The sequence below is a fragment of the Shewanella sp. 10N.7 genome, from assembly GCF_020806285.1.
Taxonomy (GTDB): Bacteria; Pseudomonadota; Gammaproteobacteria; order Enterobacterales; family Shewanellaceae; genus Shewanella; species Shewanella electrodiphila.
This window is the reverse complement of record NZ_JAJGZS010000014.1, coordinates 98,758-123,517: the sequence shown is the minus strand read 5'-3', so window position 1 is coordinate 123,517 and position 24,760 is coordinate 98,758. Positions and strand designations below refer to the sequence as shown.

Below are 24,760 nucleotides of genomic sequence, written 5' to 3'. Positions count from 1 at the left end.
TTTAAAATCCCTCGCTTAATAGGCGTGCCAGTTCAAGTCTGGCCTCGGGTACCATCATTTACATACGTAAGTATGGTGCAAAAAAGCCTCAACGAAAGTTGGGGCTTTTTTGTATCTGAAATTTGAGTAATTGAAGAAAGATAAAATCCCTCGTCATTTTAAAATCAGGCGTGCCAGTTCAAGTCTGGCCTCGGGTACCATATTCTCTTTTAAAGAGCTTGCATACGTAAGTATGGTGCATAAAAGCCTCAACGAAAGTTGGGGCTTTTTTGTATCTGAAATTTGAGTAATTGAAGAAAGATAAAATCCCTCGTCATTTTAAAATCAGGCGTGCCAGTTCAAGTCTGGCCTCGGGTACCATATTCTCTTTTAAAGAGCTTGCATACGTAAGTATGGTGCATAAAAGCCTCAACGAAAGTTGGGGCTTTTTTGTGTCCAAAATTTGAGTAATTGAAGAAAGAAAAAATCCCTCGTCGTTTTAAAATCGGGCGCGCTAATTTATTTACTGCTTTCCTGCCATGTAAAATAAGAATGCTGTGAACCCCAAAAACAGACACAATCCGATGATGACCATAACGGTTAGGGTTTTCGATTGCTGCATCGATTTAGGCAGTTCTTTTGAAGATGTTAGGTTTAGATAAAATAATAGGTCTGCGATTAAATCCATTGAGTTAACTCCCTTTCAACAGCTTAAAATTCCATTTATACAAATACAATAATGATGAGCGGGCAGTCGAGTAAAGGTTTTGTTAATCAATATTAATTTAGGCATTTGTAAAAGGGGTTTGAAAATTTCTACCCAAAAGGGCTGAAGCATTTGTGATTTATGGTGAGGGTTATGCTGTAAGTATCAATGGGAGGACGATGAGTTCATTTATATAAAATGAGAATTAGCTGGTGGGTGTTTTTGCCAGCTAACTCAGATTGATTAACGTTCAGTTTTACAAGACTCTACAATTATTTTTGCTCGATCTTATAATCTAGCTGATAGAAATGAGCCTCACTCTTACCATTCTCAAATTGGTTATAAACGCCCGCTTTGAAGTAATTAAGCATTTCTTTCCAGTAAGTGATGTCATGTGTGACTTGATTTTCACCGTCTCTGTTAATCACTAATTTTGAATCACCGACAATAATATCGAACTTGGTTGGGGCGTTAGGATCGTAAGCGCCTAAATCAAAGCGAACGTAAGCATTTTTACAGGCTGAAGATTCACGGTTACCGCTATCTTTACTGCAGTTTACATTATTGTTTTTAATGATGGCCCAATAATGATCTTTAACACCTTTGCGATCAGCTTCATATACTAAACGTAATAGTGGGTGAGGGATGTACCCAACGCCATGCTTACCGTCATCAAATGTGCCTTTATTGTGTACTTGTAAAAAGGTCATAGCATCATTTTTAGATGGGCTGTCTTTTACAGAATCACGTGGGTTAATTGGCATCAATTCAGCTGAAAGATGATAGAAAGTGTTTGGACTATCAGATTTGAAGTTTTCAATAACGCGAAGTTCATTACGTAATTTATAACCTTCCATGTTCATCACGAGTGCACTAGAACCTTTATCAACATAGAAGTGTTCGTTAACGATACCGCTAAAATTACTGTCTCTAGCAAGTTCATACTTGCTGCCAGGTTTTGAGTTAGGCGTTGAAATTTGCAATTTTGATGCTGACAGAATGTTTGAGAATTGTGCGTAATCTGCTGGTGGGGTTTGTTCGCCTGTAGCGTCAGGATATGGATTAATCGATGGTTCAGTTGTTGATGCACATGCCGTCAAAAAGCCTGACACAAGGATCGTTAAAGGAATTACTGATAATTTTTTCATGGTAACTACATTCCTACTTCTTATAATCTGTGAGAGTTTTAGTAAATGGTGTCGGCATTTCACTTATGAGCACCTGTGCACTTATATGAATAATACCTGTGATTATCGTTATTGCTTATGGACAATATAACGCTAAATATTACATTTGACGTATAATAATACAAATGAAGTTTGACTCAAATCACAACTTATTTACCCACCCAACAAAGTATTGCCAAGAGATGCGGACTTAGTTGAAACCTTGGGGGAAATAGCGTTAATGTGGTGATTGATTTAGTTGCTGGTAAACAATGGCCGCAGTTAATCGATGTGTTAAAGCCTGGTGGCCGCTACGCAGTTTCAGGTGCCATTGGCGGCGCACTAGTTGAACTTGATGTAAGAATCCTTTATTTAAAGGATTTGAGCTTCTTTGGCTGTACGGTATTGGAGCCTGAAGTATTTTCGAACTTAGTTGCAACGATTGAGTCTGGAAAAATAAAACCAATTGTGGCTGACACATTTTCCTTAGCTGACATTGCCACTGCCCAGAAAGTGTTTCAGGAAAAGCATCATGTAGGCAAGATTGTACTCACTGTTGTTTAGAATAACTGCTCTCTAGAATAACAGCCGCCTAGAATAACAGTCGCCTAGAATAACTCTTGTTTAGAGTAACTCTTGTATAGAGTAATTGGTTAGATAAAACAGGCCGCTTTATCGGTCGCTAGTTTTATTCTGAACGGTATTCGCTGAGGTGTGATTAGCTTTAGCTTGTGTATTCAACTGAATTAACCTAGCAGCCATTTTCCCCCAGTGTTGATAGATTTCTGCACTGGGGTGAAATCCATCTTCAGCCATAGTTGCGTTAGACAATGATTCCCGCATATCTAATTGCTCACATGGGAGTGAGCTATGGTCAATCCACTGGGTTAAAGCATGATTAAACTCATTGGCTCTACTACCAAGAAACCACCTAAAAGGCTGGGGTAAAGCGGGGAAGGCTGACATAGGTGGAACACTGGTGATAATAATTTGGCTGCAGCCTAATGATGTATAAAGCAGCTCACATAATTGCTGCTGTTGGCTAATCCAAGTTTTGGCTGAAATCGGGCTTAATACGTCGTTCACACCTAAAGAAATAATCACAGTATCGGCGCTAATTTGATGAGCTTGACTTAATATGTGGTTGAGCTTGTTTAAGCAATTCTTAGTGCTGTATCCGCTTTTAGCAATTAATCGCCATTTGAGTTTGTGATAGCTAGCTGGCGTTGCAGGCTCTGTTTGTAGACTAGTCATTGTGGTTTGTTGACTCGTTAACGCGGTAAGGGATTGAACCGTTTGGCCTGTTAGGGCTTGTTGCTGAGTTTCAACCCCAACCCCGGCGGCCGCAGAATCACCAATAACCAATATCGATAATGTATTGGGCTCTGAACTGGAAACGACTTCAGTATCTAAGCTTAATTGTGAATCATTAGCATTATTTAGCCGGACAATACCTTCACGTAACCCTTTAGGTTCAGGCAGTTTTAGTGTGGTTTTTTTTACCCAAATGGCTTGGAGTAAGTAAATTGGCCATAAAAAAATTAAGCTTAAATAATGCAATGTCGGCAATCCTTTCCGTTAAATTACTTTTCTTTTAATTACTGATAGTTATATCCTAATTGAACCGTAGTTTCATCAGCAAATAAAAACGAAACTCAATGTTAAGATCAGTTTAGCAACTGGAACTTGATTTCAAATAACTCTTCGACGCCAGGATAAACTTCTTGAATCAATGATTTCAGAAACTCCAATGACATGTTTTCTTGTTCAGCATGGTCTTCAGTTAAGTGATGGAACGCGACTTTAGTGACTGATAAGACCTTGATATTGCAGAACCAACGCTCATCTTCAAAGGTTGAAACTGACAAGGTTTCACCCACTTTGAAATGTGATTCTGATTCATCTCGTAAAGTAATTGTTTTAGCGCCAGATAAAATATCGTCTTCAAAGCGGCTGAAAAAGCTTATAGGGGTTAATTCACTCATTGATGGCCTTTGGTGTTCGTTTGATCTTCATAATAATATTTTGCGCTAAGATTGGCTTAAATGACAGTATGACGTTGATTTTGTTTACGCCGACAGGTCAGTTTTTGGTTTGCGTTAATATGTTGTCTTAACTTGTGCTTGGCGATGACTTATCATGTGCGAAATTTACATCAAATAACTATTCAGGAAGGTCATTTGCACACACTGGCACAGCTAACATCAGGCGAATTAAACGGTACACAACTCAAAAGAATACAAATAGCTGAACAATTAACCGAGTTTCCTTTAGAAGTGTTGGCTTTTGCAGATACCCTTGAAGTGCTCGACCTTTCTAACAACCGCTTAAGTTGTTTACCAGATGAGTTTGCACAATTGTCTGAGTTGAAGATTTTATTTCTTTCGTTTAACTGTTTTACTGAAGTGCCTGCAATCATTGCCCAGTGTCCAAAACTTGAGATGATTGGTTTTAAAGCTAACCAGATCAATACAGTTGCCGAAAACTGTTTGCCGATTGATACACGTTGGCTAATTTTAACTGATAATAAGATTTCTCAGTTACCTAGCTCAATTGGTGATTTACATCGCTTAAAGAAATGTGCCTTAGCTGGGAATAAAATTAACGCTTTACCTGCCACAATGGCTAATTGTAAAGAGCTAGAATTATTACGAATTTCAGCCAACAATTTAAGCGTAATTCCTGATTGGCTGTTATCGCTACCTAATTTAGCGTGGCTGGCTTTTAGTGGCAACCCAGTTACCGATAGTCATGTGTCGCATGATACGTTCCCATATGCCCAAATGACTGAACTGCAACTAGGTGAACAGCTTGGGCAAGGGGCGTCAGGTGTTATCTATCAAGCTAATTGGCAACAAACGACACAACAGCAGGTTATAGAAAACAAAAAGAGTATTGATAAAGAGTATTCAAGCGTCGCAGTTAAAATGTTCAGAGGGGATGTGACGTCAGACGGTTACCCAAAAGACGAGTTACATTGCTGTTTGAGTGCGGGGCATCACCCGAATTTGATTAAAGTGCTAGCGCAAATCTCAGAGCCAGTTCATTTGGGTCTCGTCATGGAGCTTATACCGGCATATTTCTATAATCTAGGCTTACCACCTTCTTTAGTGACTTGTACTAGAGATACTTTTTCAGATGGTATGGACATATCGCTCGAACACATTGTAAAAGTGATGCGGAGCATGGCTGCAGCATTGTCTCATTTACATCAAAATAAAGTCAGTCATGGGGATATATATGCCCATAACACTATGATTGATATAGAAGGAAATATGCTATTTGGTGACTTTGGCGCAGCAACTGACTTGTCGTTGCTCAGTTCTAGGCAAGCAAATATGATGCAAAGTATTGAAGTCAGAGCCTTTGGTAATATGCTAGATGACTTGTTAGGCCAACAAATTGAGCTTGGTAAATCATCGGCGTCAGATTGCTTTAAAGCACTCTCTGTATTGTCTCAGCAATGCTTGGAACACAACAGCGTATTAAGACCAAGATTTGACCAAATATATCAGCAGTTAAAGGCACTAGAAGAGAGTCTGAGTCAGTAAGCTTAAGCATAGTACTTAGCAAATAGTTCTCTGTAAAAATACTGTCTGAAAGTACTGCGCACATAGAACCCTGTAAAGAAGCAATGTGGAAATAGTACTGAGCTAATAGCACTGAACCAATAGCACTGAGCAATATACTGGGACAAGGAGAGCGAATGAGCCAAGCGGAATTGAACGTCTTAATTGCCAAGGTTAAACAATGCCAGTTATGCCAGTCTTCGCTTACCCATGGTGTTAATCCTGTTGTACAGTTGCACGCTAATGCTAAGTTGCTGATAGCTGGTCAAGCTCCTGGTCTTGCGGTCCATCAGTCAGGTGTGCCATTTGATGACGCCAGTGGTGAGCGCCTAAGACTGTGGCTTGGGATAGATAAAACGGTTTTTTACGATCCTGAACAAGTGGCCATTCTTCCCATGGGGTTTTGCTACCCAGGAAAAGGTAAAAGTGGAGATTTGCCGCCATTAAAAATTTGTGCCGCAACTTGGCGTGAACGCCTGCTTGCCGAACTTAAGCAAGTACAGCTTACGATAGTGATTGGAAAGTATGCGCAAGACTATCATTTAGGTACAGCTACACAATCATTAACGCAAACGGTTAGAAACTGGGCTGATTATCCTCGGTCATTGATACCATTACCGCATCCGAGTCCGAGAAATAATATTTGGTTAGCAAAAAATCCATGGTTTTCAGAGCAATTACTCCCTGAACTTAAATGCCGAGTTAACGACGCCTTAAAGGATTAGTTATAAAGACTTGGCGTTAAATGGTGCTTTAATGCCGTGTTTTCGTGCTATTTGATTGTAAAATGGGCATTCAAACAATAAGTTTCATTTTTTTATTGATCCTATCTGAAAAATCAGTAAAGTATGCACCACATCAGCGGCGGCAACCGATTGCTTCGTTGAATATCAAATTTTGTAACGCGTTACGACGAGTTACCAGAGTTTGCCCGAGTGGTGGAATCGGTAGACACAAGGGATTTAAAATCCCTCGCTTAATAGGCGTGCCAGTTCAAGTCTGGCCTCGGGTACCATCATAAAACAGCCTCGACATTAGTCGGGGCTTTTTTATATCTGAAATTTAAAAGTTCAAAAGTTCAAAAGTTCAAAAGTTCAAAAGATTATAAAATCCCTCGTCGTTTTAAAACCGGCCGAGCCAGTTCAAGTCTGGCTTCGGGTACTATCATGCTTTTATTAAGAGAGTAATAAGCCTCAACATTAGTCGGGGCTTTTTATGTTTGGAATTTGAGAATCTTAAGAATAAAATTACAAGTAGATTTTTAGGTATAGAAATTAACTAAGAAGATTGCAGCACTTTGCGTGCTGCAGCTGTCAATGATGGCTTAAAAAGTGGCTATTCTTCATTACTGGCAATGAAATTATTGATAGCAGTTAGTATTAGGTCTTTATTCATTTGTGTCGGTTTAACTGGCTGATCAAACCAAAAGCTCATCGGCTGTTCAAAACCAATGCCGTGCATATAGTTATAAATGGCTTTGCGAAGGCCTTCACCAAGCATTGGGTGGTCGGTACCCGTTGGATCGGTAAAGTCGACATCGTTTTCAGCGAAAAGAATGTCAGGACGTTCAGCAAGAGTAATACCAAACTGTTCAGGGTTCATGCCTATAGGACTATGTACTGTGGCAACAAAGCGATGCCAGTAAGCTGATTGGAAACAACCTTGTTCCATCATCTGGCGTACCATTTCAAGGGAATCAATGGTTTCTTGCTCGGTTTGAGTCGGGAAACCATACATCAAGTAAGCATGTACCAAAATACCGGCATCACTAAAGGCTTTAGTCACATGAGCAACACGCTCAACGCTCACGCCTTTTTTCATCAGTTTTAATAAGCGATCGGATGCAACCTCAAGGCCACCGCTGACAGCGATACAACCAGAGTCTGCAAGTAATTGACAGCGCGCTTGGCTGAAGGTCCTTTCAAAACGAATATTACCCCACCAACTAATCACTACATTACGTTCAATCAATCGCTTGGCCAATGAGAACAACACTTTTGGTGGCAGGGCTTCATCAACAAAGTGAAAACCAGTTTCCCCCGTTTCTTCGATGAGTTGCTCAATTCTGTCAACGAGAACGTCAGCGCCTGCGGCGTCGTAACGGTCGATATAATCTAAGCTGACATCGCAGAAGCTGCATTTACGCCAGTAACAACCGTGAGCGATAGTGAGTTTATTCCAGCGGCCATCACTCCAAATGCGATGCATAGGGTTAAGCATTTCACACAAAGATAAATACTCGCCTAATGGCAGACCATCGTATATTGGCGCGCCAACATCAGTTTGCGGTATATCGTGCAGCTCTTTGTTTTCATTAAAGTGAACGTAGGGAGTACCATTTTCATCTTCAGCAAGGAAATAAGTACGCACTAAGTCGTCAATCTCTCGTTCCCCTTGGAAGTATTCCAATAAGGTGATTAACGGTCGCTCGCCATCATCAAGACAGATAAAGTCGATGAATTCAAATACTCGAGGATCTTTTAGCGCGCGAAGTTCTGTGTTGATAAAGCCGCCGCCAATGACGATAGGAATACTTGGGTTAATACTTTTACAGGTTTGCGCAATACGTAATGCGCCGAGCATATTGCCGGGGAAAGGCACTGTCAGCGCGACAACGCTAGGCTGAGTTTCTTCTAAGTACTGCTCGACTAATTGTTCTAATATATCTGAGCTGAAGCTCGATTCACCCATCAAAGTATCGTAGAGGTTATCGAAACTTGGGTTAGCTGCGGCTAATTGCTCACCATAACGGCTGACTTCAAAATAAGGATCTACCCCTTGAGTAATGACGTTTGATAAGTCATTGATAAATAGCGTGGCTAAATACTTTGCTTTATCTTGTACCCCTAGGTTACCAAAAGCGGCTTGTAATACATCACCAGACACGGCTTCCATCTGTGCAATCGTATCAAAAGCTGGTCCTTCAGGTAAAAATCGACGTGAATTAATCCGCATAGCAAGGCTTGGATCTTTACCCTGTAAAAAGCGAATCGCAGGTTCAACAGCTAAGTGGTAGCGGTCAAATTCAGCGAGGAAATTAAAAATAACTTCAGGCAGTTCATCGTCTTCAAAGTGCTGGTAGTTTTCTTCTACATGCTGGCGGATGATATCAAGGGCTGGAGCTGTCATCATCTCTAAAAAAAGTTCAATCGCAGGATCTCTCTGCACCGCCTCATAGCCACGTGAGCGTAAAAAACCAGTTAAATACGCGGTTGCCGGGTAGGGCGTATTTAGCTGAGTCATCGGTGGAGTCATTAGAAGAACGGTCATATCCTGCCTTTAATTTAGTCAAACTTTCATGCTTTGAGGGGGCGTTTAGCGTAGTCACTCAAAGTGTAGCAACAATGCGGTTGCCAAAATAATGGGGGATTCTAACAAATGAGCTAAAGAAAAACCCGTAAATTACCCAGATATGAATTTAAGGCTGATTTAGAAGTTACTCAGTGGTTTTATCATTTTTATTAACATAGGCAGATAAATACTGATAATAACGTTACGCGTAGAGATAAATACGCATTGAGGAAATCTAGTAACTCATCATTTTGATGTACATCAAAAATAATTTACATGAGTATTATCAGCGACTCAGGTTATGCATTGTTGATACGGTATAACCGTGCATCGACTTTAAGCAGATATTCTTAGTAAGCGTTAACGTTAACTAACATGGATTGTAAGGAGTTAATTTGACCTCGATTGATTATATGAAATGGATAATGATTGTTGCTGGTGGGCTGACTTGTTCAATGATCTTTGCAGTATTTGCTCCCCAAGAAGCGCTTATCAGTATGTTTGGAGAATCGCTTACAGAGCCTTTAGCTCAGGTTGTTGTTAGAAGTTGGGGCTTTCTTATTTTTATGATCGGAGTCTTACTCATTTATGGCGCATTTCGACCCATATATCGAAATTTAGCGTTGGTGCTTGCTAGCACAAGTAAAGTCGCATTTATTTCTCTAATCGTTATGTTTGGCGCTCAATATATTGAAAAATCTTTATTAACTATCACGTTGGACTCTATTTTTGTGATTGTATTCTTGGGCTATTTAGCCAAGGTTAAACGCACAGCCTAATATAGCCATTCATTTTACAAGTGCATGTCACAAGTTTTTGTTTTGGGTATTAAAGCCGTTTTTAGAATACAAAAAAGCCTTTGGTTGATTTTCTCAGTCAAAGGCTTTTTGTTTAAACAAGTCGTGCAGCGCTAGAAATATTAAATTAGCTGTTGATGTGTTTTTTAAATGCAGGAGCTGCTTTAAAGCTAGGTTGATTGAAGCCTGGAATTTCTATGCTCTCACCTGTTTTTGGATTACGTCCATTTTTTGCTAAATGGTAACGAAGTTCAAAGGTGCCAAATTGTGGTAAATACACTTTCTCACCTTCTGTTAAGGCTTTATGAAGCTGTAATAGGATCTGCTCTAATTGTGGTTTAGTTAGAGATTGTGAAATACCCATGTCAGATGCCATGGTTTGTACAAGTTGTTTCTTATTCATAAAACTACTGCGATAAATAGATAAAATATTTTTGCGGGGCATGTTTATATCAGTTCTGCTAAAGCATTCCTAGTTTCTTAAGGGCAATTATATGTTTAGTGGCTCCTTGTTTATGTAGTTGCGCTAAATTCATCCACCTTTCGTAGTAACTTGTAACGACTTAACACTGTCTGTAACACAAGGTTGATAATTTTTTGCCATACTGAATATATTCGTTTGAAAGAGGAGGGGCTGAATGAAAGTATTGCGTTGTTGGCGTTTAGGTTTCGCCATGTTGTTTATGATGTCACTTCTGTTGAGTTTGCCTGCTAAAGCCTCTTCTGAAAATCAAGCTACCTATAAAACACTCGCCCAACATGTGATGTTAATTTCGTTAGTTGAACCTACCGCTGACAGACAGCAGTATTTGGCTATTTTAAAAGGTCATAGTGAGGCCGAGAAGTTTGAGTATATTGATGCTATTCAAGCTGACATTGCTGAATTCTGGCATCAGCGTGGGGTTGCTCTTTCTTATGATCAATTAGCGAGTAATGCCTCGTTAAAACGTAAAACCTTTGCTTTGGAACCCAATGCTGAAGACTATTTAAGTGTGCTTAATCATATCCGACGATTGATGTGGCTTAATACTAGGCACGAATGGGCCAGCATCCAACCCGGAGGGTTATTGCGCCCGGGTGACAGCCATAAAACGATTAGCGCTATTTCCCAGCGACTTTGGCTTTTAGGCGATTTGTCTTCTCGCTCAGAAACGCAATATATTTTCGATAATACTATTGCCCTAGCTGTCGCAAAGTTTCAGTCGCGTCACGGTCTAAAGCCTGATTCTGTTATTGGCCCACAAACCTTGCACTGGTTGAATCAAACACCAATGCAACGAGCTGAATTACTTGCCGCTAATTTTGTCGATAAAACCAGTTATAAAAGTGACTTAGGCGAGCAATACCTATTAGTCAACATTCCTGCATTTGAAATGATACTTGTTAGTGACAGTCAAGTTGCCTTAACTTCAAAAGTCATAGTGGGGCGTTCGTATCGAAGAACCCCAGTAATGAAAGGGCAGATATCGAACATTGTCATTAACCCGACTTGGACAGTACCCAAAAAACTCATGCGCCGTGACATCTTGCCTAAGGTCGCCGAAGACGGCAGTTATATCAGCGATAGGCAGTTTGATGTATTTGATGTCACTGGTACTAAGGTGAATAAAACCCCACAAGAATGGCAAGAAGTTGTAAGGACTGAACCATTTCCTTATCGTTTAGTGCAGCGACCAGGGGAGATTAATGCTTTAGGTCGCTATAAGTTTCATTTCAAGAATGATTTGAATATCTATTTGCATGATACGCCCGATAAAAATTTATTCGCAGAAGATGATAGAGCGCTTTCATCTGGTTGTGTCAGGATTGAAAAAATCCAAGAGCTTGCGGAGTGGTTTGCAAGCAACGTCGTTATCGATAAACGAACTTGGCAGCGCATGCAAACAGATGCCAGCAAAACCCAGTGGTTTTCTTTATCTCAAACAGTTCCGATTCATTTTGTTTATTGGAATGCTTGGGTAGATGACGCTAACCTCGTTCAGTACCGTAATGATATTTATCATTTGAACAACACCAAACAAACAATAGTGGCGAATAATTCAACATCTAGACTTCAAAGTGCCTCTCGATAAGTGATTGACCTGATTATAACTTACTAACATGTACAAAAATTAAGCTGATTTTGTCGGCTTGATCGCTTGCTATTGCCTTCCTTTCCGTTTAACTTCCCTTTCAGTTGTGTAAAAAACACACAGGTTTATATTATCAGAAAGTGGTGAGTTAATGTCTTTAGTTTGTCCTGCCCGTAGGCAAGTATTGTTAGGTTTAAGTGGTGTTGCAGTCGCATCAATGTTTTCAACCCCTGCTCAAGCAAGTCGTTCAACCCAAGGTTTTAGGGAGTTGAGTTTTTATAATCGTCACACTGGCGAGCGCGAACAAGGACAGTTCTGGGCTGAAGGCGAATACAACCAGGAGACTTTATCTTTATTTAGTAAAGTACTTCGTGATCATCGACAAAACCAATCAGCTCCTATGGATAAACGTCTTTATGAGTTTGTTTATAATTTACAACAAACCATTGGCAACACTGATGAAGTGCATGTCATCTCAGGCTATCGTTCTCCGGTGACTAACAATATGTTAGCTTCGAAAAGTAACGGAGTGGCTAAAAAAAGCTATCATATGAAAGGCATGGCGATGGATCTTGCCATCCCCGGAGTAGAGCTTAAAACATTACGTGATGCTGCACGCTCTTTAGAACTCGGCGGTGTAGGTTATTATCCACGTTCTGGTTTTATCCATGTGGATTGTGGCCCGGTCAGAAGTTGGTAAAATTTCATTTCTGTCATTAATAATCAAAGTATTGGTTCAAGTATTAAGTAAAGTACCTATTAGTCATGCAACTATGCGTTTTTTAGGCTTAGTGAACAGAGCGAATGGTATGAAATCAATGCTAATAACTTGTTGAGCTTAATGAGCTGTGTTAGAATCCGCGCGCTTTGGTTTAATTAGCTTTAGTTTAATCAATCGATTTGGTTCAAATACCAACTTTTGTGTAACCAGCATATGTATTAAACAAGCACGAGTTGTTATTGGTCGAAAATAACAACATCAATTTATTTTTTTTATTAAGTGAGAAACACATGTCTTACACTATTCAAGCTGAAATCCGTACTGAAATCGGGAAAGGTTCGAGCCGCCGCCTACGTCATGCGAATTTAGTTCCTGCTGTAATCTACGGTCCAGGTAAAGAGCCTATCTCAATCAAAATGGCTCAAAAAGATATCGTCAACATTCAATTGAATGACGATTTCTACAACACAGATTTAACTCTAGTTATCGATGGTAAAGAAGTTAAAGTACGTGTTCAAGCTATGCAACGCCACGCGTTCAAAACTTTAGTTGAACATATTGACTTCAAATTTGCTTAATCGTTAATTTGAATGAAAAAAGCGCCTAACGGCGCTTTTTTTATGTCTGAATTTTACTGAGAAAATTAAAGGTAAAGGGATTAAAGTATTAAAGTTCTAATTAAGAGAATAGAGAATAGAGAATAGAGAATAGAGAATAGCGAACTGACGCTAATCGACGTTGAAGCTATAATAAATATCGAGTGATTGGTTCAATGTGCCCGATACCGTTTCTAAGTACAATTGCGACAATATGTAATATCGTACGGTCATTTCGTAACCTGGGTTAAATACCCCGATACCATACTTCACCATTAAGTCTTCGCCAATATAACCACTAATTGCAACGCGGCCCTCATCGTTTGCATCGAGCTGAACATTAGAAAAACCAAACTTTTCAATTAAGCCTGTCGCAGTAGAGCCAATGTTATTGATTGCTCCACCACCAAACTGCGAACCTAATGTCAGTGCTGCTCCCATCATCAAAGCACTGTTTTGTTCATTAGTGGAACTGCCAAACCCTGCGCCAGTCACGATGTAAGATAAAATTTCCGCTTGTTCTTTAGCTGGGCTCGAAAATAACGTCACGATAGGGCGCATTGCAGTACCTGTGACTCTGACACCTGCAGTGAGATCTTCCTCTTTTATTTCACGAACCGCTTCAATATTTAAGTTAGGCACTTCAGTAGGGCCTGAGAACTGCACATCACCTGTGCTTATGGTTAAGGTTTGCCCCATAAACTTATAAGTACCTCGGCTAACTCTAATGTCCCCAAACAGTAAAGGTGGTTTAAAAGCTTGTTGTTGCAACAGTATGGTTCCGTTTAGTTTTCCGCTAAGCCCCATACCGTCAATGGATACTTCTGGGCCAAGGTTAATGTTTAAATCTGAGACGATGGCATAAGGGCTAACCCTTTGCTCTTGTTCTGAGATAGAGTCTTTAAATACGACGTCAGATGACACCGCCACACCACCTTCAGCAAGCTGCATAACGGCGATTTCACCCGTTGGAATGTCAACTTTACCGGTTACAGCAAGTTGTTCTTTATTGAATTTGAGATTGATATCTGGGGATACTTGTAAAATAGCAATAGGCGGCTCGATAACAGCCAGTTTGTCGCCGTTAATATCAATGTCACCGCTGAAACTGCCTTGAGGCCAAGATAAAGTGCCATTGATTTGTGCCTGGCCGTCTCCCATCGCTACACTGCCATCAAGCAAGCCTTTTTGCCCCTTTAACGCCATGGCGAGATTTATATCATTAATAAGCGTTGGATTACTGGTGGTTGCAATAGCACCTTTAGATAATGAAATACTGCCTTTAGCCATTGGCTTTTCAAGGTTGCCTTCAAGTGCTAAGTCAGCGGCAAATATCCCTTCGAGTGTTTCAAGTTTTGGGAAAAAACCTTGTAAGTGAGATAGGTTTAATGCATCAACATTAATATTACCTTTTAATGCCCGACTTGGATCTGTATTGACGGTAACTTGGCTGTTGATAGTGGCAATTTCTTCAGCCTCTACAATAAGTTTTGCTTGCAGTACTTGTTCGTTTAGCGATGCGGTGAGTTGTATAATATCGTAGTGTAAATTGATAAAATCTTTGCTGGTGCGCCTAAGCTCAAGTTGACCTTCTGAAAAATGGATATCAGCATTTGCTTGAAGCTTTTCTGTCTCAGACCAAGTTGCTGAGACTGAAATATCTGAATCCCCAGTCCAAGAGAATTTAGTGGGCAAAATAGGCTTTAATAGTAACCCTGGCGTACCTTGAGCAGTTAATTGAATATCCCCCATTTTGCCAAACGTCGCAGGAGTTTCTATGCATAAGTGATTGTTGGGGTGGTTAATACAAAAAGGATTGACGCTACCTTGGCCATTTTTTTGATCCCACATAACCTCCACAATTCTATCAGTGGCCCATGTACCTAAAAAGTGAGAGACTGATAAAGACTTTATCTGTGCATCAAATACTTGGCTATTCTCATCGAATTTATTATCGATAATGGTATTGATAGCGAATTCACCAGCGGTAGAAAACTCAAGGTGTTGTTGATTTAGGTTTCCTGATGCGTTGATTAACAGCTGTGATAAATCGATTTCTTGCCAAGTAAACTGGTCATTAGTGATATTAAGTTTAAATTGATGCTGGCTTAACGGTAAGTAGTGAGCATTAAGATTTAACAGTTCAACTTCCATATCTAGGTATTCAAAATCAAACACCTTACCTGTGATATCGACAATCGGTTGTTGATCATCACCAGTCACATCAATTTTTGCGTAAATGCCGCCAGTAGATTTGGGCAACCACTGGCTAAGGTCGGGCACAGTAAGCTCTGCGTCGACATCCCAAATTTTATTGGCTTGACCATTAATAATAAGCTCAGCACCTAGTGCGGTTGCATGTAAGTTATCGGCATTGACAGCCAGTTGCTCATTTAACTCAATATTGCCACTGACAGTTAATGGAAACGCATTTAACGAGCCATCGAGCGCGGCATCAGCGATTTCAATGTGCCATGTTTCATCGCCAATGGTGCCGGCAGATGATAATTGACCATTGATGTTACTGGTCAACTCGGTGAGTTCGTATAAATAACTGATTTTCTCTAATTGTAAGGTTTCAGTTTCAAGTTCTGCTTGCCAGCTAAATTCATCTTTGAAGTTAAGTAAACCATTACCTTTGATGTTACCTGCATTAGATAGGATATTAATGCTTGAGATAATGAGTTGTTCACTTTCAAAACTAATGTTGGCGTTCACATCCAGTAGTGGATGAAAAGGGCTTAATAATTCGGCGTCAAATATGGCTGATTGACTGTTGATATCTCCTTTACTGGTTAACTTATCAATCTTGGCAAAATAGTCAGGCTTATCCAATGGCCACTGCAGATCTGCCTTTGCTATTTCTAATTGATAATTCATTTCAGGACGACTTAAGGCAATAGTACCCTCAAAGTCAATATTGATATCACCAGATGCTGAGACTTTTACGGCTAAATCATCGAAGCCATTTTCAGCTTGAATGCTTAAGGTTTGATTGGATAACTCAGGAAGCTCTGTGACATTGTTGAGTGAGAACTGAGCATCAATTGTCATCGGGTAATCATCATTTAAACTGATATCGCCAATCAGTTTTGCATCGCCATATTGGTGAGTAACTGCTAACTCTTGAATATCGATTAAGTATTCTACGTAGCTACCTTTTAAGGCAATATGAGCAAAAGTATCTTCACGTTCGCCTAAAAGCATCACACTATCTGTGGTCGTTAATTCATCAACATAGATAGGGAAGGTCATGTAAACAGCCGGCAATTTTGCCATTGCCCATTCTTCTATATCCTGCTTGTCTGTCGCATTATTTTGCTCAGATTTGGCTTCAATATCAGTCTCATCAGAGCCAAGTGGAATATCTACCAATAAATCTTGGCTGTGAAGGTAACTAACACGAAGGCCGCTTTTATTCCACAGTGCTTTGCCCTGCAGACGTCCAGCGTTGTAACGCATATCATTGACACTGACTTTGACGTTATTCAAGTCCAAATGGTTAAGTCCGATGACCACTGGCAAAATAAGAGGTGAGGGCTCATCAGTATTAAGTGCTGCATCAATTACACTTGCATCCAAGTTTTGTACATTTACGCTTTGCTGATTATCGTCTTGTGTAATGTTGACAGCATTAAGACGTTCAGCATCAATTGATTGTGCTTCAGGTGCTTCAGGTGCTTCAGGTGCTTCAGGTGCTTCAGGTGCTTCAGGTGTTTCATCAAATTCATCGGTTGCAACACGTACATTGACCTTGCTCGCTGTTAAGCTGTCGACACAAATTTGTTTATTGAACAAACAAGTAGGTACCCAGGATAAAGATAAATCTTCAACTTCAACGGATACCCCATTCATTGACCAACTGGCATAATCAAACTCGAGGTGTTTGTTAATGGTGCCCGAACGAATATCCAATTCAAGATTAGGAACAAATTGATTGGCAAGCAAAACACTAATCCGAGCGCCGATAGGGGTGCCAAGTAAGACGGCTACAATGATAAGTATCAGTAAAGGAATGTAGATAAAAAGACGCGTGGACAGTTTAAAAGCACTCCAGCATCTTTTTAAAGCTGACTTTGGCGGTGTCGCCGCAGGAATTGTCCCATTCGTTGAACGTGTATTGTCTGCCGTTGGGGAAGATTTTTCAGTCATTATAGATCTGTCCCCATTGTTAAGTGAATTCGCCAAGAACGATCAATCGTGGTGGTTTCTTTTAGGCCGACGCCGACGTCCAATTTGATCGGACCAATAGGTGAAATCCAATGGATCCCGCCGCCGACTGACACAACAGGTTCAAACTGCTCTGTATCAAATGCATTACCCGCATCAACAAAAGTGCCGACTCGCCATGTATCTGTTAAATAGTACTGGTATTCTAAACTACCCACCACGAGATAACGTCCACCTACAACCTGACGTGATACACCGCCTTCAGAGTTGATATATTCGATGTAAGGACCAAGTTCTTGGTAACCATAACCACGAATGGTTTGGTCGCCACCTGCAAAATATCGCAAAGAAGGTGAAATTTGAGCAATCTCATCAGAATCAGCGATATTTGCCCCCATATCGAGTCGAGTGACAATGCGGTGACGGTCAAAAAAAGTGTCAATCCACTTAAATTTAGCTTCAATTTTAGTCAAATTAATTTCTGAGCCTAAACTTGAGTTACCGTATTCAATACTGTAGACCTGCCTGAAACCAGATTTAGGGTCGAGTGTATTATCGCCTCGAGTGGTTTTACCAATCCCGATGCCAAATAATAAAAACTTTGGATCATAATCGGTGTCGGACTGGTTATAAAACTCTTGGTTAAATTCTACCGAGTAGCCAAACAACCAATCATTATCTAACCTCTGTTGTCTGATCACCCCTATTAAACGTTTTTCTGACTCAAGCTGGCCCGTGTAATCGTAACTACGGTCATCAGGATTATAGTCCTGTGTTACCCCGTATTTATCTCGTAATAAACCCACTCGAAATTTCAGTTGGTCATCTAAAGGATGAGTCAATGGAATAGTGTAGGTGGTTAAGAATTTAGGTTTATCCGGTGACCACTCCATGGTGGTTTCTTGAGTATGTCCATAGCTGTTAATCTGCGGCATACGCCAAGTGAGTCGTACTCTTGGATCAATCGAAGATTTCTCGGCGTTATTACCAATGTCAGCACCTAAACCCACTTCAAATGAATGTGTCGGGCGCGGGCTTAATTCTACTTTAATGGGTATTTCAGTATTCGACATTCCATCAAGTTGCGGTAAAACTTTAATGCCAGCGAAATACCCTGTATCAATCAGGTTTCGATTTAAACGATTTAGCCGCTGAGTTGAATATTTGGCATGGGGATCAAACGGGATAAGATTTTCTAAAATATCGTCGTTAACGGTTTGACCTGAAAATTCGACATTACCAATTGAATAGCGTTTACCAGATTCAAAATAGAGGTGGATCCGTGCGGTATTCAAATCTCGATTGACTTCAATGTCTGAGCGTGTGAATGAACCATCAAAATAGCCGCGAGCTAGCGCTAAGGTAACCAGTTGAGATTTAAGCTCAGAGTAAACACCATGATTTAATACATCGCCAGGTTTGATTGTCAGCAGGTTCATCCATCGATTAAAACTGCTGTCATCGAGCATTTCATCACTGAACTTTATGTCTATCCATTCAATGATGGTAGGTTTGCCCTCATCAATCGACACATTTAATGTCCACGGGCCTTTTTCTGCTTCGGTTACTTCAATATCGACTTTTGCGTGATAATGCCCCATCGATTCTAAAGCGGCATTAACATTGTCTTCGACGGTAAATAAGAAGGCACGGCGTTGTACAGCAGAGTTGGGGTTTTCACCCAGATGGGCTCGAATATTCTTGTTAAGCTTGTCAGAGGCACCTGTTAATTTGATATTTAGCCAATCATCTTTTGCCCAAGCGAAATTCGATGCTATCGAAACGAGAGCAACGCATATGACTAGGCAATACTTAAACGATTTGGATAACAATGAATGAATGCTTATCAACGGCCAATTACTTATAACCTATTGTCGCCAGAATACTGCTAACAGGCAAGGTTATGATTGAAATTACCGCCTGAAATGGTTACAAAGATACAAACCGATCAAGGACTTGCTTAAAATGAAAACAATAACGCTCGCTTTCGCTATTTCAATGACACTTTTTTCCAGTATATCTTTTGCTAATAATGACAAGCCATTTGCATTAGCCATTCATGGTGGGGCTGGTACGATCAAAAAATCCAGTTTTACGCCAGAACAAGAACAAGCCTATCGTGCCAAATTAAAAGAGGCAGTAGATGCTGGCTACACGGTACTAGAAAAGGGTGGTTCAAGCCTTACAGCAGTCACAACAGCCATTAATGTGCTTGAAGATTCACCGTATTTCAATGCAGGTAAAGGTGCGGTTTATACCCATAATGAAGAGCATGAAATGGATGCGTCTATCATGGACGGTAATACCATGAATGCAGGCGCAGTTGCGGGCGTTAAGCACATAAAAAATCCTATTGATTTGGCAAGATTAGTTATGGATGAATCTGTGCACGTTATGTTGTACGGCCAAGGTGCTGAAGAGTTTGCTTTAACCCAAGGTGTGCCATTGGTTGCCAATGAAACCTTTAATACTCAAAAACGCTATGAAGGATTACAGCGAGCTAAAGCTAAAATGGCCGAAGCCAAGAGTAGTGCTGATTACCAAGCGGCGCACCAACAATTAGACACAGAATACAAAGTGGGCACCGTGGGCGCTGTGGCATTAGATAAACAAGGCAACATTAGCGCAGGTACCTCAACAGGGGGAATGACAAACAAACGCTATGGCCGAATTGGTGATGCCCCTGTTATTGGCGCTGGCACCTATGCTGAAAATGGTGTTTGTGCAGTATCAGCCACAGGACACGGTGAATATTTCATCCGTTACCAAGTGGCAGGTGATATTTGCGCTAAAGTGAAATACCAACAAAAATCGATTATTCAAGCCGCTGATGAAGTCATTAACCAACGCTTAATCACTGCTGGTGGAACAGGCGGGGTTATTGCTATTGACCATCGCGGTAATATTGCTACGCCATTCAATACAGAAGGCATGTACCGCGCGACTCGAAAAAGTGGCGAACAAGCTAACATTATGATTTGGCGAGACCAATAATGAGCTCATACAGTCGTTAAAGGTTAGAATGGATTGGGCTTAGCTAAATGAAAAAGCATCAGATTATCTGGTGCTTTTTTATGGTCCATTCAAAGATGCTTTAGTTAAAGAAAGGTTTAATCGAATATCACAATCTATTAATTCAATCATCGCTTTATTAGGATTTTGACTACAATCAATATGAAGACCAAAAATAATACTAGAGCGTGTTGTTAACTCATGTGGCTTGCGCAAGTAAAGGTTTAAGGGGTATCACTATGGATTCAATCAAAATCTCAGAATATATGGATCGTCAGCCAGTTTTATTAAAAGCCAATATGTCACTGGCTACGGCGGTGGAACATTTATTAGGCAAGAATAAAGCAGGTGCTGCAGTGGTTGATAATGACGGCGCCTTGGTGGGCTTTTTATCACAGCAAGATTGTTTATCTGTGATGCTTAAAAGTAGCTATCACTGCGATATGACAGAAACAGTGAAAGATTGTATGAAGACAGATGTATTAACCGCATCACCTGATGGCAGTATTTTACAGTTAGCAGAACAAATGCTTGGTGCTAAACCGAAAATTTATCCTGTAGTACAAGGCTCGAAAGTTATCGGTACCATTAATCGTACCGATGTACTCAAAGCAATGAATATCTATATGCAGCAATGTTACTTAACGCCTGCATAATCTAAGTATTTACGCCGCTGTTTTTTTTAAACTAATACCATTCAGTCTAGTTCCTTGCTAGGATCGCAGTTTTTGAAATACTTGCTAGGAATTAGATTTGAATTCGGACCAACACCCGCTCTCTAAAGCATACCTAAACTCTTGTTATCAAACCGATGCAGCAAGAATTCGTCGTCGTTTGTATCAATTAAATAAAGAGCCTCAGTCTGAAAAGAAAGATCAAGTCTTAGCAAAGTTAACCGAGCAAGCGACTCAAGCTTATGAAAAGGCGCAGTTAAGGCTTAAAAATAGCCCTGCAGTGACCTATCCAGATGCGCTACCTGTTTCACAAAAACGCGGCGATATTGCCGATGCGATAGCCAATAACCAAGTGGTGATTGTTGCGGGTGAAACAGGCTCAGGTAAAACGACCCAGTTACCAAAAATATGTTTAGAGCTGGGCTTAGGTACCCGTGGATTAATTGGTCATACCCAACCTAGGCGTCTTGCTGCCCGCAGCGTCGCTAATCGCGTTGCTGAAGAAATTAATAGTCCTCTAGGCGAGGTTGTTGGCTTTAAGGTGCGTTTTGCTGATTCTATCAGTCAAGATAGCTACGTTAAACTGATGACTGACGGTATTTTGCTTGCAGAATTGACCTCAGATAAATTCTTAAATCAGTACGATGCGATTATTATCGATGAAGCCCATGAGCGTAGCTTAAACATTGATTTTATTTTAGGGTATCTAAAACAAGTTCTTAAAAAACGTCCTGACTTAAAAGTGATTATTACTTCGGCAACTATTGATGTCGAACGTTTTTCAAAACACTTCAATAATGCGCCCGTCATTGAAGTCTCGGGGCGTACATTCCCTGTAGAAACCCGATATCGTCCATTGGTGCGCGATGCCGATGCTGACTTAGATGTCAGTGATGGCATTTTCTCAGCGGTTGACGAGTTGATTGCTGAAGGCCCTGGCGATATTTTGATTTTCATGAATGGTGAGCGAGAAATTCGTGACACCACTGAAATGCTGCGTAAGCAGAAATATCGCGATACTGAAATTTTACCGCTCTATGCGCGTCTGTCTTATGGCGAGCAATCAAAAGTCTTTAAGAGTCACATAGGCCGTCGTATTGTATTAGCTACTAACGTCGCTGAAACGTCATTAACCGTGCCGGGTATTCGCTATGTGATTGACCCAGGTACCGCCCGAATCAGCCGTTATAGCTATCGCACCAAGGTACAACGTTTACCAATTGAGCCGATTTCACAAGCCAGTGCTAATCAGCGACAGGGGCGTTGTGGTCGTGTTGGTCCAGGTATTTGTATTCGTCTGTACGATGAAACTGACTTTATTCAACGTCCTGAATTTACCGATCCTGAAATTTTGCGAACCAATCTTGCTTCAGTTATTTTGCAAATGCTCGCGATTGGCTTAGGAGATATTGCTGGTTTCCCATTTATTCAGCCGCCAGAACAAAAACATATTCGTGATGGTTTTTTACTCCTAGAAGAGTTGCAAGCCGTTAAGCAAAAGCGCAAAGATTTAGTATTGACTAATCTAGGGCGTAATTTAGCGAAAATACCGTTAGATCCTCGCTTAGCACGTATGGTGCTTGAAGCTAAAGATATGAATTGTTTACATGAGGTAATGGTGATTGCTTCAGGTTTATCGATTCAAGATCCGCGCGAAAGACCGATTGAAAAGAAGCAAGCCGCCGATGAGTGTCATCGTCGTTATGCCGACAAGGACTCAGATTTTGTCAGTTGGGTGAACCTTTGGGATCATATTAAAGATCAAAAACACGAGCTATCAGCAAGTCAGTTTAGAAAACAATGCCGTGAAGAGTATCTAGCCTATTTGCGTGTACGTGAATGGCAGGATTTATACACTCAAATAAAACAAGCGGTTCATGATTTAAAGTGGCGTTTAAATGATACTCCTGCTAGCTATGACGACCTGCACAAAGCCTTATTATCAGGTTTGTTAAGCCACATTGGTTTTAAAGATGCGAATAACGAATATTTAGGCGCGCGTAATCGTAAGTTCTTTGTATTCCCTGGTTCTCCTTTGGCGAAAAAAGGGCCAAAGTGGATTATGGCGGCAGAAATGACCGAAACGTCTCGTCTTTTCGCTCGTTGCTGCGCCAAAATTCAGCCAGAATGGTTAGAACCATTAGCGGCGCATCTCATTAAGAAAAACCATTTAGAACCTCATTTTGAGGCCAAACCAGCCAGTGTTATCGCCTTTGAAAATCAAGTACTTTATGGGCTGACAGTGGTGAATCGCCGCAGAGTGCAGTACGGCCCAATCGATCCTGTGGAATCACGTGAAATATTTATTCGCAGTGCATTAGCTGAAGGGCAATTACAGACTAAAGAACCTTTCTTTATCAAGAATCAGCAACTGCTGAATGATATCGAGTCTCTAGAGCATAAGTCTCGTCGCCGCGATATCTTGGTTGATGAGCAAGTGTTGGTGGACTTTTATGATCCATTAGTCCCGCAGGGTATTTATAACGCGCCATTATTCTTTAAGTGGTGGAAAGAAGCCCGTAAGCAAAACCCTGAGTTATTAGATTTCAATCAAGATTTATTAATGCAGCGCAGTGCAGATCATATTTCAGCATTGGATTTCCCTGAAGTGTGGCACAAAGCCAATTTAGGGCTACAAGTGAGTTATCACTTTGAGCCAGCAGCTGTTGATGACGGTGTGTCAGTGCATATTCCGGTGGCGTTAATCAACCAAATCGACACTGATGATTTTGATTGGTTAGTACCAGGGCTTAGAGAAGAAAAAGTTGTCGCATTGATTAAGTCACTACCGAAAAATCTACGCCGTAATTTCGTACCCGCACCAGATTATGCCCGCGCATGTGTACAAGCAATGGAGCCGTTTTCGATGCCTTTGCTTGATGCGATGTGTAAGCAGTTACTTCGTATGACAGGTACTCGTATCAGCGGTGATGATTTCGATTTAACTCAGTTAAACGCTCATTTAGCCGTTAACTTCAAAGTTGAGGATGATAAGCATCGCCTTGTGGATCAAGGGCGCGATTTAGACAGCCTTAAAGATAAATTACAAGGCGTTGTGGCAAAAGCGATTCGTAACGTGGCTGAAGATGGTATTGAAAAGAAAGAGATAACCACTTGGTCATTTGGTGATTTACCTAAGCAATATCAAAAACGTAAAGGTAATTATGAAGTTAAAGCTTATCCGGCTTTAATTGACGAGAAAAGCCAAGTATCAATTAAGTTGTTTGATGATGAATTTGAAGCTGAGCGTCAACATCGTATTGGTTTACGCCGCTTATTACTGATCAATATACCGTCTCCTGTTAAGCATTTACAAAAGGCGCTGCCAAATAAAGCTAAACTTGCGATGTATTTCAATCCATTCGGGCAAGTGCAATTGCTGATTGACGACATTATTTCTGCATCGGTGCAGCAGCTACTTGATGAGAAAAAATTAGATGTTCGAAATGAAGCGCAATTTGAACAAGCTAAAGATTGGGTTAGACAAGAACTAAACGGCTATGCAGAGCAAATTTCACTGCAAGTTGAGCAAGTATTGACGATTTATCAGCGGATTAAAAAGCGTTTAAAAGGCAAGATCAGTTTAGATATTGCTTTTGCAATGAGTGATATTAATAACCAGCTGGATAAATTGGTATTTAAAGGCTTTGTTGAGCACTGTGGCTGGAGTCGATTAGCCGATGTCGCTCGTTACTTAAAGGCGATTGAAAACCGCTTAGATAAGTTACCCGTTGATCCTACTCGTGATAGATTGCACATGCAAAGCATTGCTAAAGTGGACGACTTGCTTAAAGCGCAGCTGGCTAAAGTACCTAAAATGCAGCCAATTCCTGAGTCTTTATTAGAAGCTCGTTGGATGATAGAAGAGTACCGCGTATCTTGTTTCGCCCAAGTCCTTGGCACAGCTTATCCTATTTCAGAAAAACGGATTGTGATGCACATAAATCAAGTTTAACGACTCAGAGATTTATCACCTAAATGATAATTAAGCGAGTAATAGTCTGTAC

Annotated in this window: 17 protein-coding genes, 1 tRNA gene and 1 pseudogene; 11 read left to right on the top strand and 8 right to left on the bottom strand. The window is 40.6% G+C overall.

Going from position 1 to position 24,760, the window contains the following annotated elements; genetic code table 11:
* Nucleotides 1-502: 502 nt before the first annotated feature.
* Both LMH66_RS10840 and LMH66_RS10835 read right to left on the bottom strand, forming a co-directional pair.
* Complete coding sequence (locus LMH66_RS10840) at nt 503-667, bottom strand: hypothetical protein (protein ID WP_229369991.1); 165 nt, start codon at nt 665-667, stop codon at nt 503-505.
* A gap of 290 nt (nt 668-957) precedes the next feature.
* Entirely contained in the window at nt 958-1,833 is an 876-nt protein-coding gene (locus tag LMH66_RS10835) for a polysaccharide lyase family 7 protein (protein ID WP_229369989.1), read from the bottom strand.
* A gap of 202 nt (nt 1,834-2,035) precedes the next feature.
* Here LMH66_RS10835 and LMH66_RS10830 point away from each other — a divergent pair.
* Nucleotides 2,036-2,415 (top strand): annotated as a pseudogene (locus tag LMH66_RS10830) (zinc-binding dehydrogenase); the annotation flags it as partial.
* 108 nt (nt 2,416-2,523) lie between these two features.
* Here the strand turns inward: LMH66_RS10830 and LMH66_RS10825 are convergent.
* Nucleotides 2,524-3,420 carry an SGNH/GDSL hydrolase family protein gene (locus tag LMH66_RS10825; protein WP_229369987.1) on the bottom strand — a complete coding sequence of 299 codons (897 nt, stop codon included), beginning with the start codon at nt 3,418-3,420 and terminating at the stop codon, nt 2,524-2,526.
* A 98-nt stretch (nt 3,421-3,518) separates the two neighbouring features.
* Entirely contained in the window at nt 3,519-3,836 is a 318-nt protein-coding gene (gene yqfB, locus LMH66_RS10820) for a N(4)-acetylcytidine aminohydrolase (RefSeq protein ID WP_102527116.1), read from the bottom strand.
* A gap of 195 nt (nt 3,837-4,031) precedes the next feature.
* Here yqfB and LMH66_RS10815 point away from each other — a divergent pair, with 195 nt between their 5' ends.
* The 3 genes from LMH66_RS10815 (at nt 4,032) to LMH66_RS10805 (ending at nt 6,435) form a co-directional block, all read left to right on the top strand.
* Complete coding sequence (locus LMH66_RS10815) at nt 4,032-5,402, top strand: leucine-rich repeat-containing protein kinase family protein (protein ID WP_229369985.1); 1,371 nt, start codon at nt 4,032-4,034, stop codon at nt 5,400-5,402.
* A 155-nt stretch (nt 5,403-5,557) separates the two neighbouring features.
* The gene (locus LMH66_RS10810; RefSeq protein WP_229369983.1) at nt 5,558-6,145 is read left to right on the top strand and encodes a uracil-DNA glycosylase family protein; all 588 of its coding nucleotides are present in this window, start codon (nt 5,558-5,560) and stop codon (nt 6,143-6,145) included.
* Between the two features lie 204 nt (nt 6,146-6,349).
* Nucleotides 6,350-6,435: transfer RNA gene (locus LMH66_RS10805), tRNA-Leu, on the top strand.
* A 320-nt stretch (nt 6,436-6,755) separates the two neighbouring features.
* Here the strand turns inward: LMH66_RS10805 and LMH66_RS10800 are convergent.
* Nucleotides 6,756-8,690, bottom strand: a complete 1,935-nt coding sequence (locus LMH66_RS10800; protein ID WP_229369981.1) for a B12-binding domain-containing radical SAM protein — start codon at nt 8,688-8,690, stop codon at nt 6,756-6,758.
* Between the two features lie 416 nt (nt 8,691-9,106).
* On the opposite strand from LMH66_RS10800, the gene LMH66_RS10795 reads away from it, so the two are divergent.
* Nucleotides 9,107-9,490, top strand: a complete 384-nt coding sequence (locus LMH66_RS10795) for a hypothetical protein (protein WP_229369979.1) — start codon at nt 9,107-9,109, stop codon at nt 9,488-9,490.
* A gap of 145 nt (nt 9,491-9,635) precedes the next feature.
* Here the strand turns inward: LMH66_RS10795 and LMH66_RS10790 are convergent, their stop codons facing one another.
* Nucleotides 9,636-9,911 carry an HU family DNA-binding protein gene (locus LMH66_RS10790; RefSeq protein WP_229369977.1) on the bottom strand — a complete coding sequence of 92 codons (276 nt, stop codon included), beginning with the start codon at nt 9,909-9,911 and terminating at the stop codon, nt 9,636-9,638.
* A 235-nt stretch (nt 9,912-10,146) separates the two neighbouring features.
* Here LMH66_RS10790 and LMH66_RS10785 point away from each other — a divergent pair, with 235 nt between their 5' ends.
* From LMH66_RS10785 to rplY, 3 genes are all read left to right on the top strand, one after another.
* The gene (locus tag LMH66_RS10785) at nt 10,147-11,580 is read left to right on the top strand and encodes a L,D-transpeptidase family protein (protein WP_229369975.1); all 1,434 of its coding nucleotides are present in this window, start codon (nt 10,147-10,149) and stop codon (nt 11,578-11,580) included.
* Nucleotides 11,581-11,731: 151 nt separating this feature from the next.
* On the top strand, nt 11,732-12,280 hold the full coding sequence (locus tag LMH66_RS10780) for a DUF882 domain-containing protein (protein WP_229369973.1): 549 nt from the start codon (nt 11,732-11,734) through the stop codon (nt 12,278-12,280).
* A gap of 311 nt (nt 12,281-12,591) precedes the next feature.
* Nucleotides 12,592-12,879 carry a 50S ribosomal protein L25 gene (gene rplY / locus LMH66_RS10775; protein ID WP_102527108.1) on the top strand — a complete coding sequence of 96 codons (288 nt, stop codon included), beginning with the start codon at nt 12,592-12,594 and terminating at the stop codon, nt 12,877-12,879.
* A 150-nt stretch (nt 12,880-13,029) separates the two neighbouring features.
* Here the strand turns inward: rplY and LMH66_RS10770 are convergent, their stop codons facing one another.
* Nucleotides 13,030-17,049, bottom strand: coding sequence for a translocation/assembly module TamB domain-containing protein (locus tag LMH66_RS10770; protein ID WP_229369971.1), 4,020 nt, complete (start codon nt 17,047-17,049; stop codon nt 13,030-13,032).
* Complete coding sequence (locus LMH66_RS10765; RefSeq protein WP_229369969.1) at nt 17,049-18,899, bottom strand: autotransporter assembly complex protein TamA; 1,851 nt, start codon at nt 18,897-18,899, stop codon at nt 17,049-17,051. Before LMH66_RS10765 ends, LMH66_RS10770 begins: the two co-directional genes overlap by 1 nt.
* Before the next feature lie 133 nt (nt 18,900-19,032).
* Between LMH66_RS10765 and LMH66_RS10760 the strand changes: the two genes are divergently transcribed.
* The 3 genes from LMH66_RS10760 (at nt 19,033) to hrpA (ending at nt 24,708) form a co-directional block, all read left to right on the top strand.
* The gene (locus tag LMH66_RS10760; protein ID WP_102527105.1) at nt 19,033-20,061 is read left to right on the top strand and encodes an isoaspartyl peptidase/L-asparaginase family protein; all 1,029 of its coding nucleotides are present in this window, start codon (nt 19,033-19,035) and stop codon (nt 20,059-20,061) included.
* 257 nt (nt 20,062-20,318) lie between these two features.
* Nucleotides 20,319-20,735 carry a CBS domain-containing protein gene (locus LMH66_RS10755; protein ID WP_102527104.1) on the top strand — a complete coding sequence of 139 codons (417 nt, stop codon included), beginning with the start codon at nt 20,319-20,321 and terminating at the stop codon, nt 20,733-20,735.
* 97 nt (nt 20,736-20,832) lie between these two features.
* Nucleotides 20,833-24,708, top strand: coding sequence for an ATP-dependent RNA helicase HrpA (gene hrpA / locus LMH66_RS10750; protein ID WP_229369967.1), 3,876 nt, complete (start codon nt 20,833-20,835; stop codon nt 24,706-24,708).
* The last annotated feature ends 52 nt before the right edge of the window (nt 24,709-24,760 follow it).

Coding starts and splice junctions, on each gene's coding strand:
- LMH66_RS10770 (WP_229369971.1), bottom strand. CDS start 17,049: ATGACTGAAAAATCTTCCCCAACGGCAGACAATACACGTTCAACGAAT.
- LMH66_RS10755 (WP_102527104.1), top strand. CDS start 20,319: ATGGATTCAATCAAAATCTCAGAATATATGGATCGTCAGCCAGTTTTA.
- LMH66_RS10800 (WP_229369981.1), bottom strand. CDS start 8,690: ATGACCGTTCTTCTAATGACTCCACCGATGACTCAGCTAAATACGCCC.
- LMH66_RS10780 (WP_229369973.1), top strand. CDS start 11,732: ATGTCTTTAGTTTGTCCTGCCCGTAGGCAAGTATTGTTAGGTTTAAGT.
- LMH66_RS10840 (WP_229369991.1), bottom strand. CDS start 667: ATGGATTTAATCGCAGACCTATTATTTTATCTAAACCTAACATCTTCA.
- rplY (WP_102527108.1), top strand. CDS start 12,592: ATGTCTTACACTATTCAAGCTGAAATCCGTACTGAAATCGGGAAAGGT.
- LMH66_RS10810 (WP_229369983.1), top strand. CDS start 5,558: ATGAGCCAAGCGGAATTGAACGTCTTAATTGCCAAGGTTAAACAATGC.
- LMH66_RS10785 (WP_229369975.1), top strand. CDS start 10,147: ATGAAAGTATTGCGTTGTTGGCGTTTAGGTTTCGCCATGTTGTTTATG.
- LMH66_RS10835 (WP_229369989.1), bottom strand. CDS start 1,833: ATGAAAAAATTATCAGTAATTCCTTTAACGATCCTTGTGTCAGGCTTT.
- yqfB (WP_102527116.1), bottom strand. CDS start 3,836: ATGAGTGAATTAACCCCTATAAGCTTTTTCAGCCGCTTTGAAGACGAT.
- LMH66_RS10760 (WP_102527105.1), top strand. CDS start 19,033: ATGAAAACAATAACGCTCGCTTTCGCTATTTCAATGACACTTTTTTCC.
- LMH66_RS10790 (WP_229369977.1), bottom strand. CDS start 9,911: ATGAATAAGAAACAACTTGTACAAACCATGGCATCTGACATGGGTATT.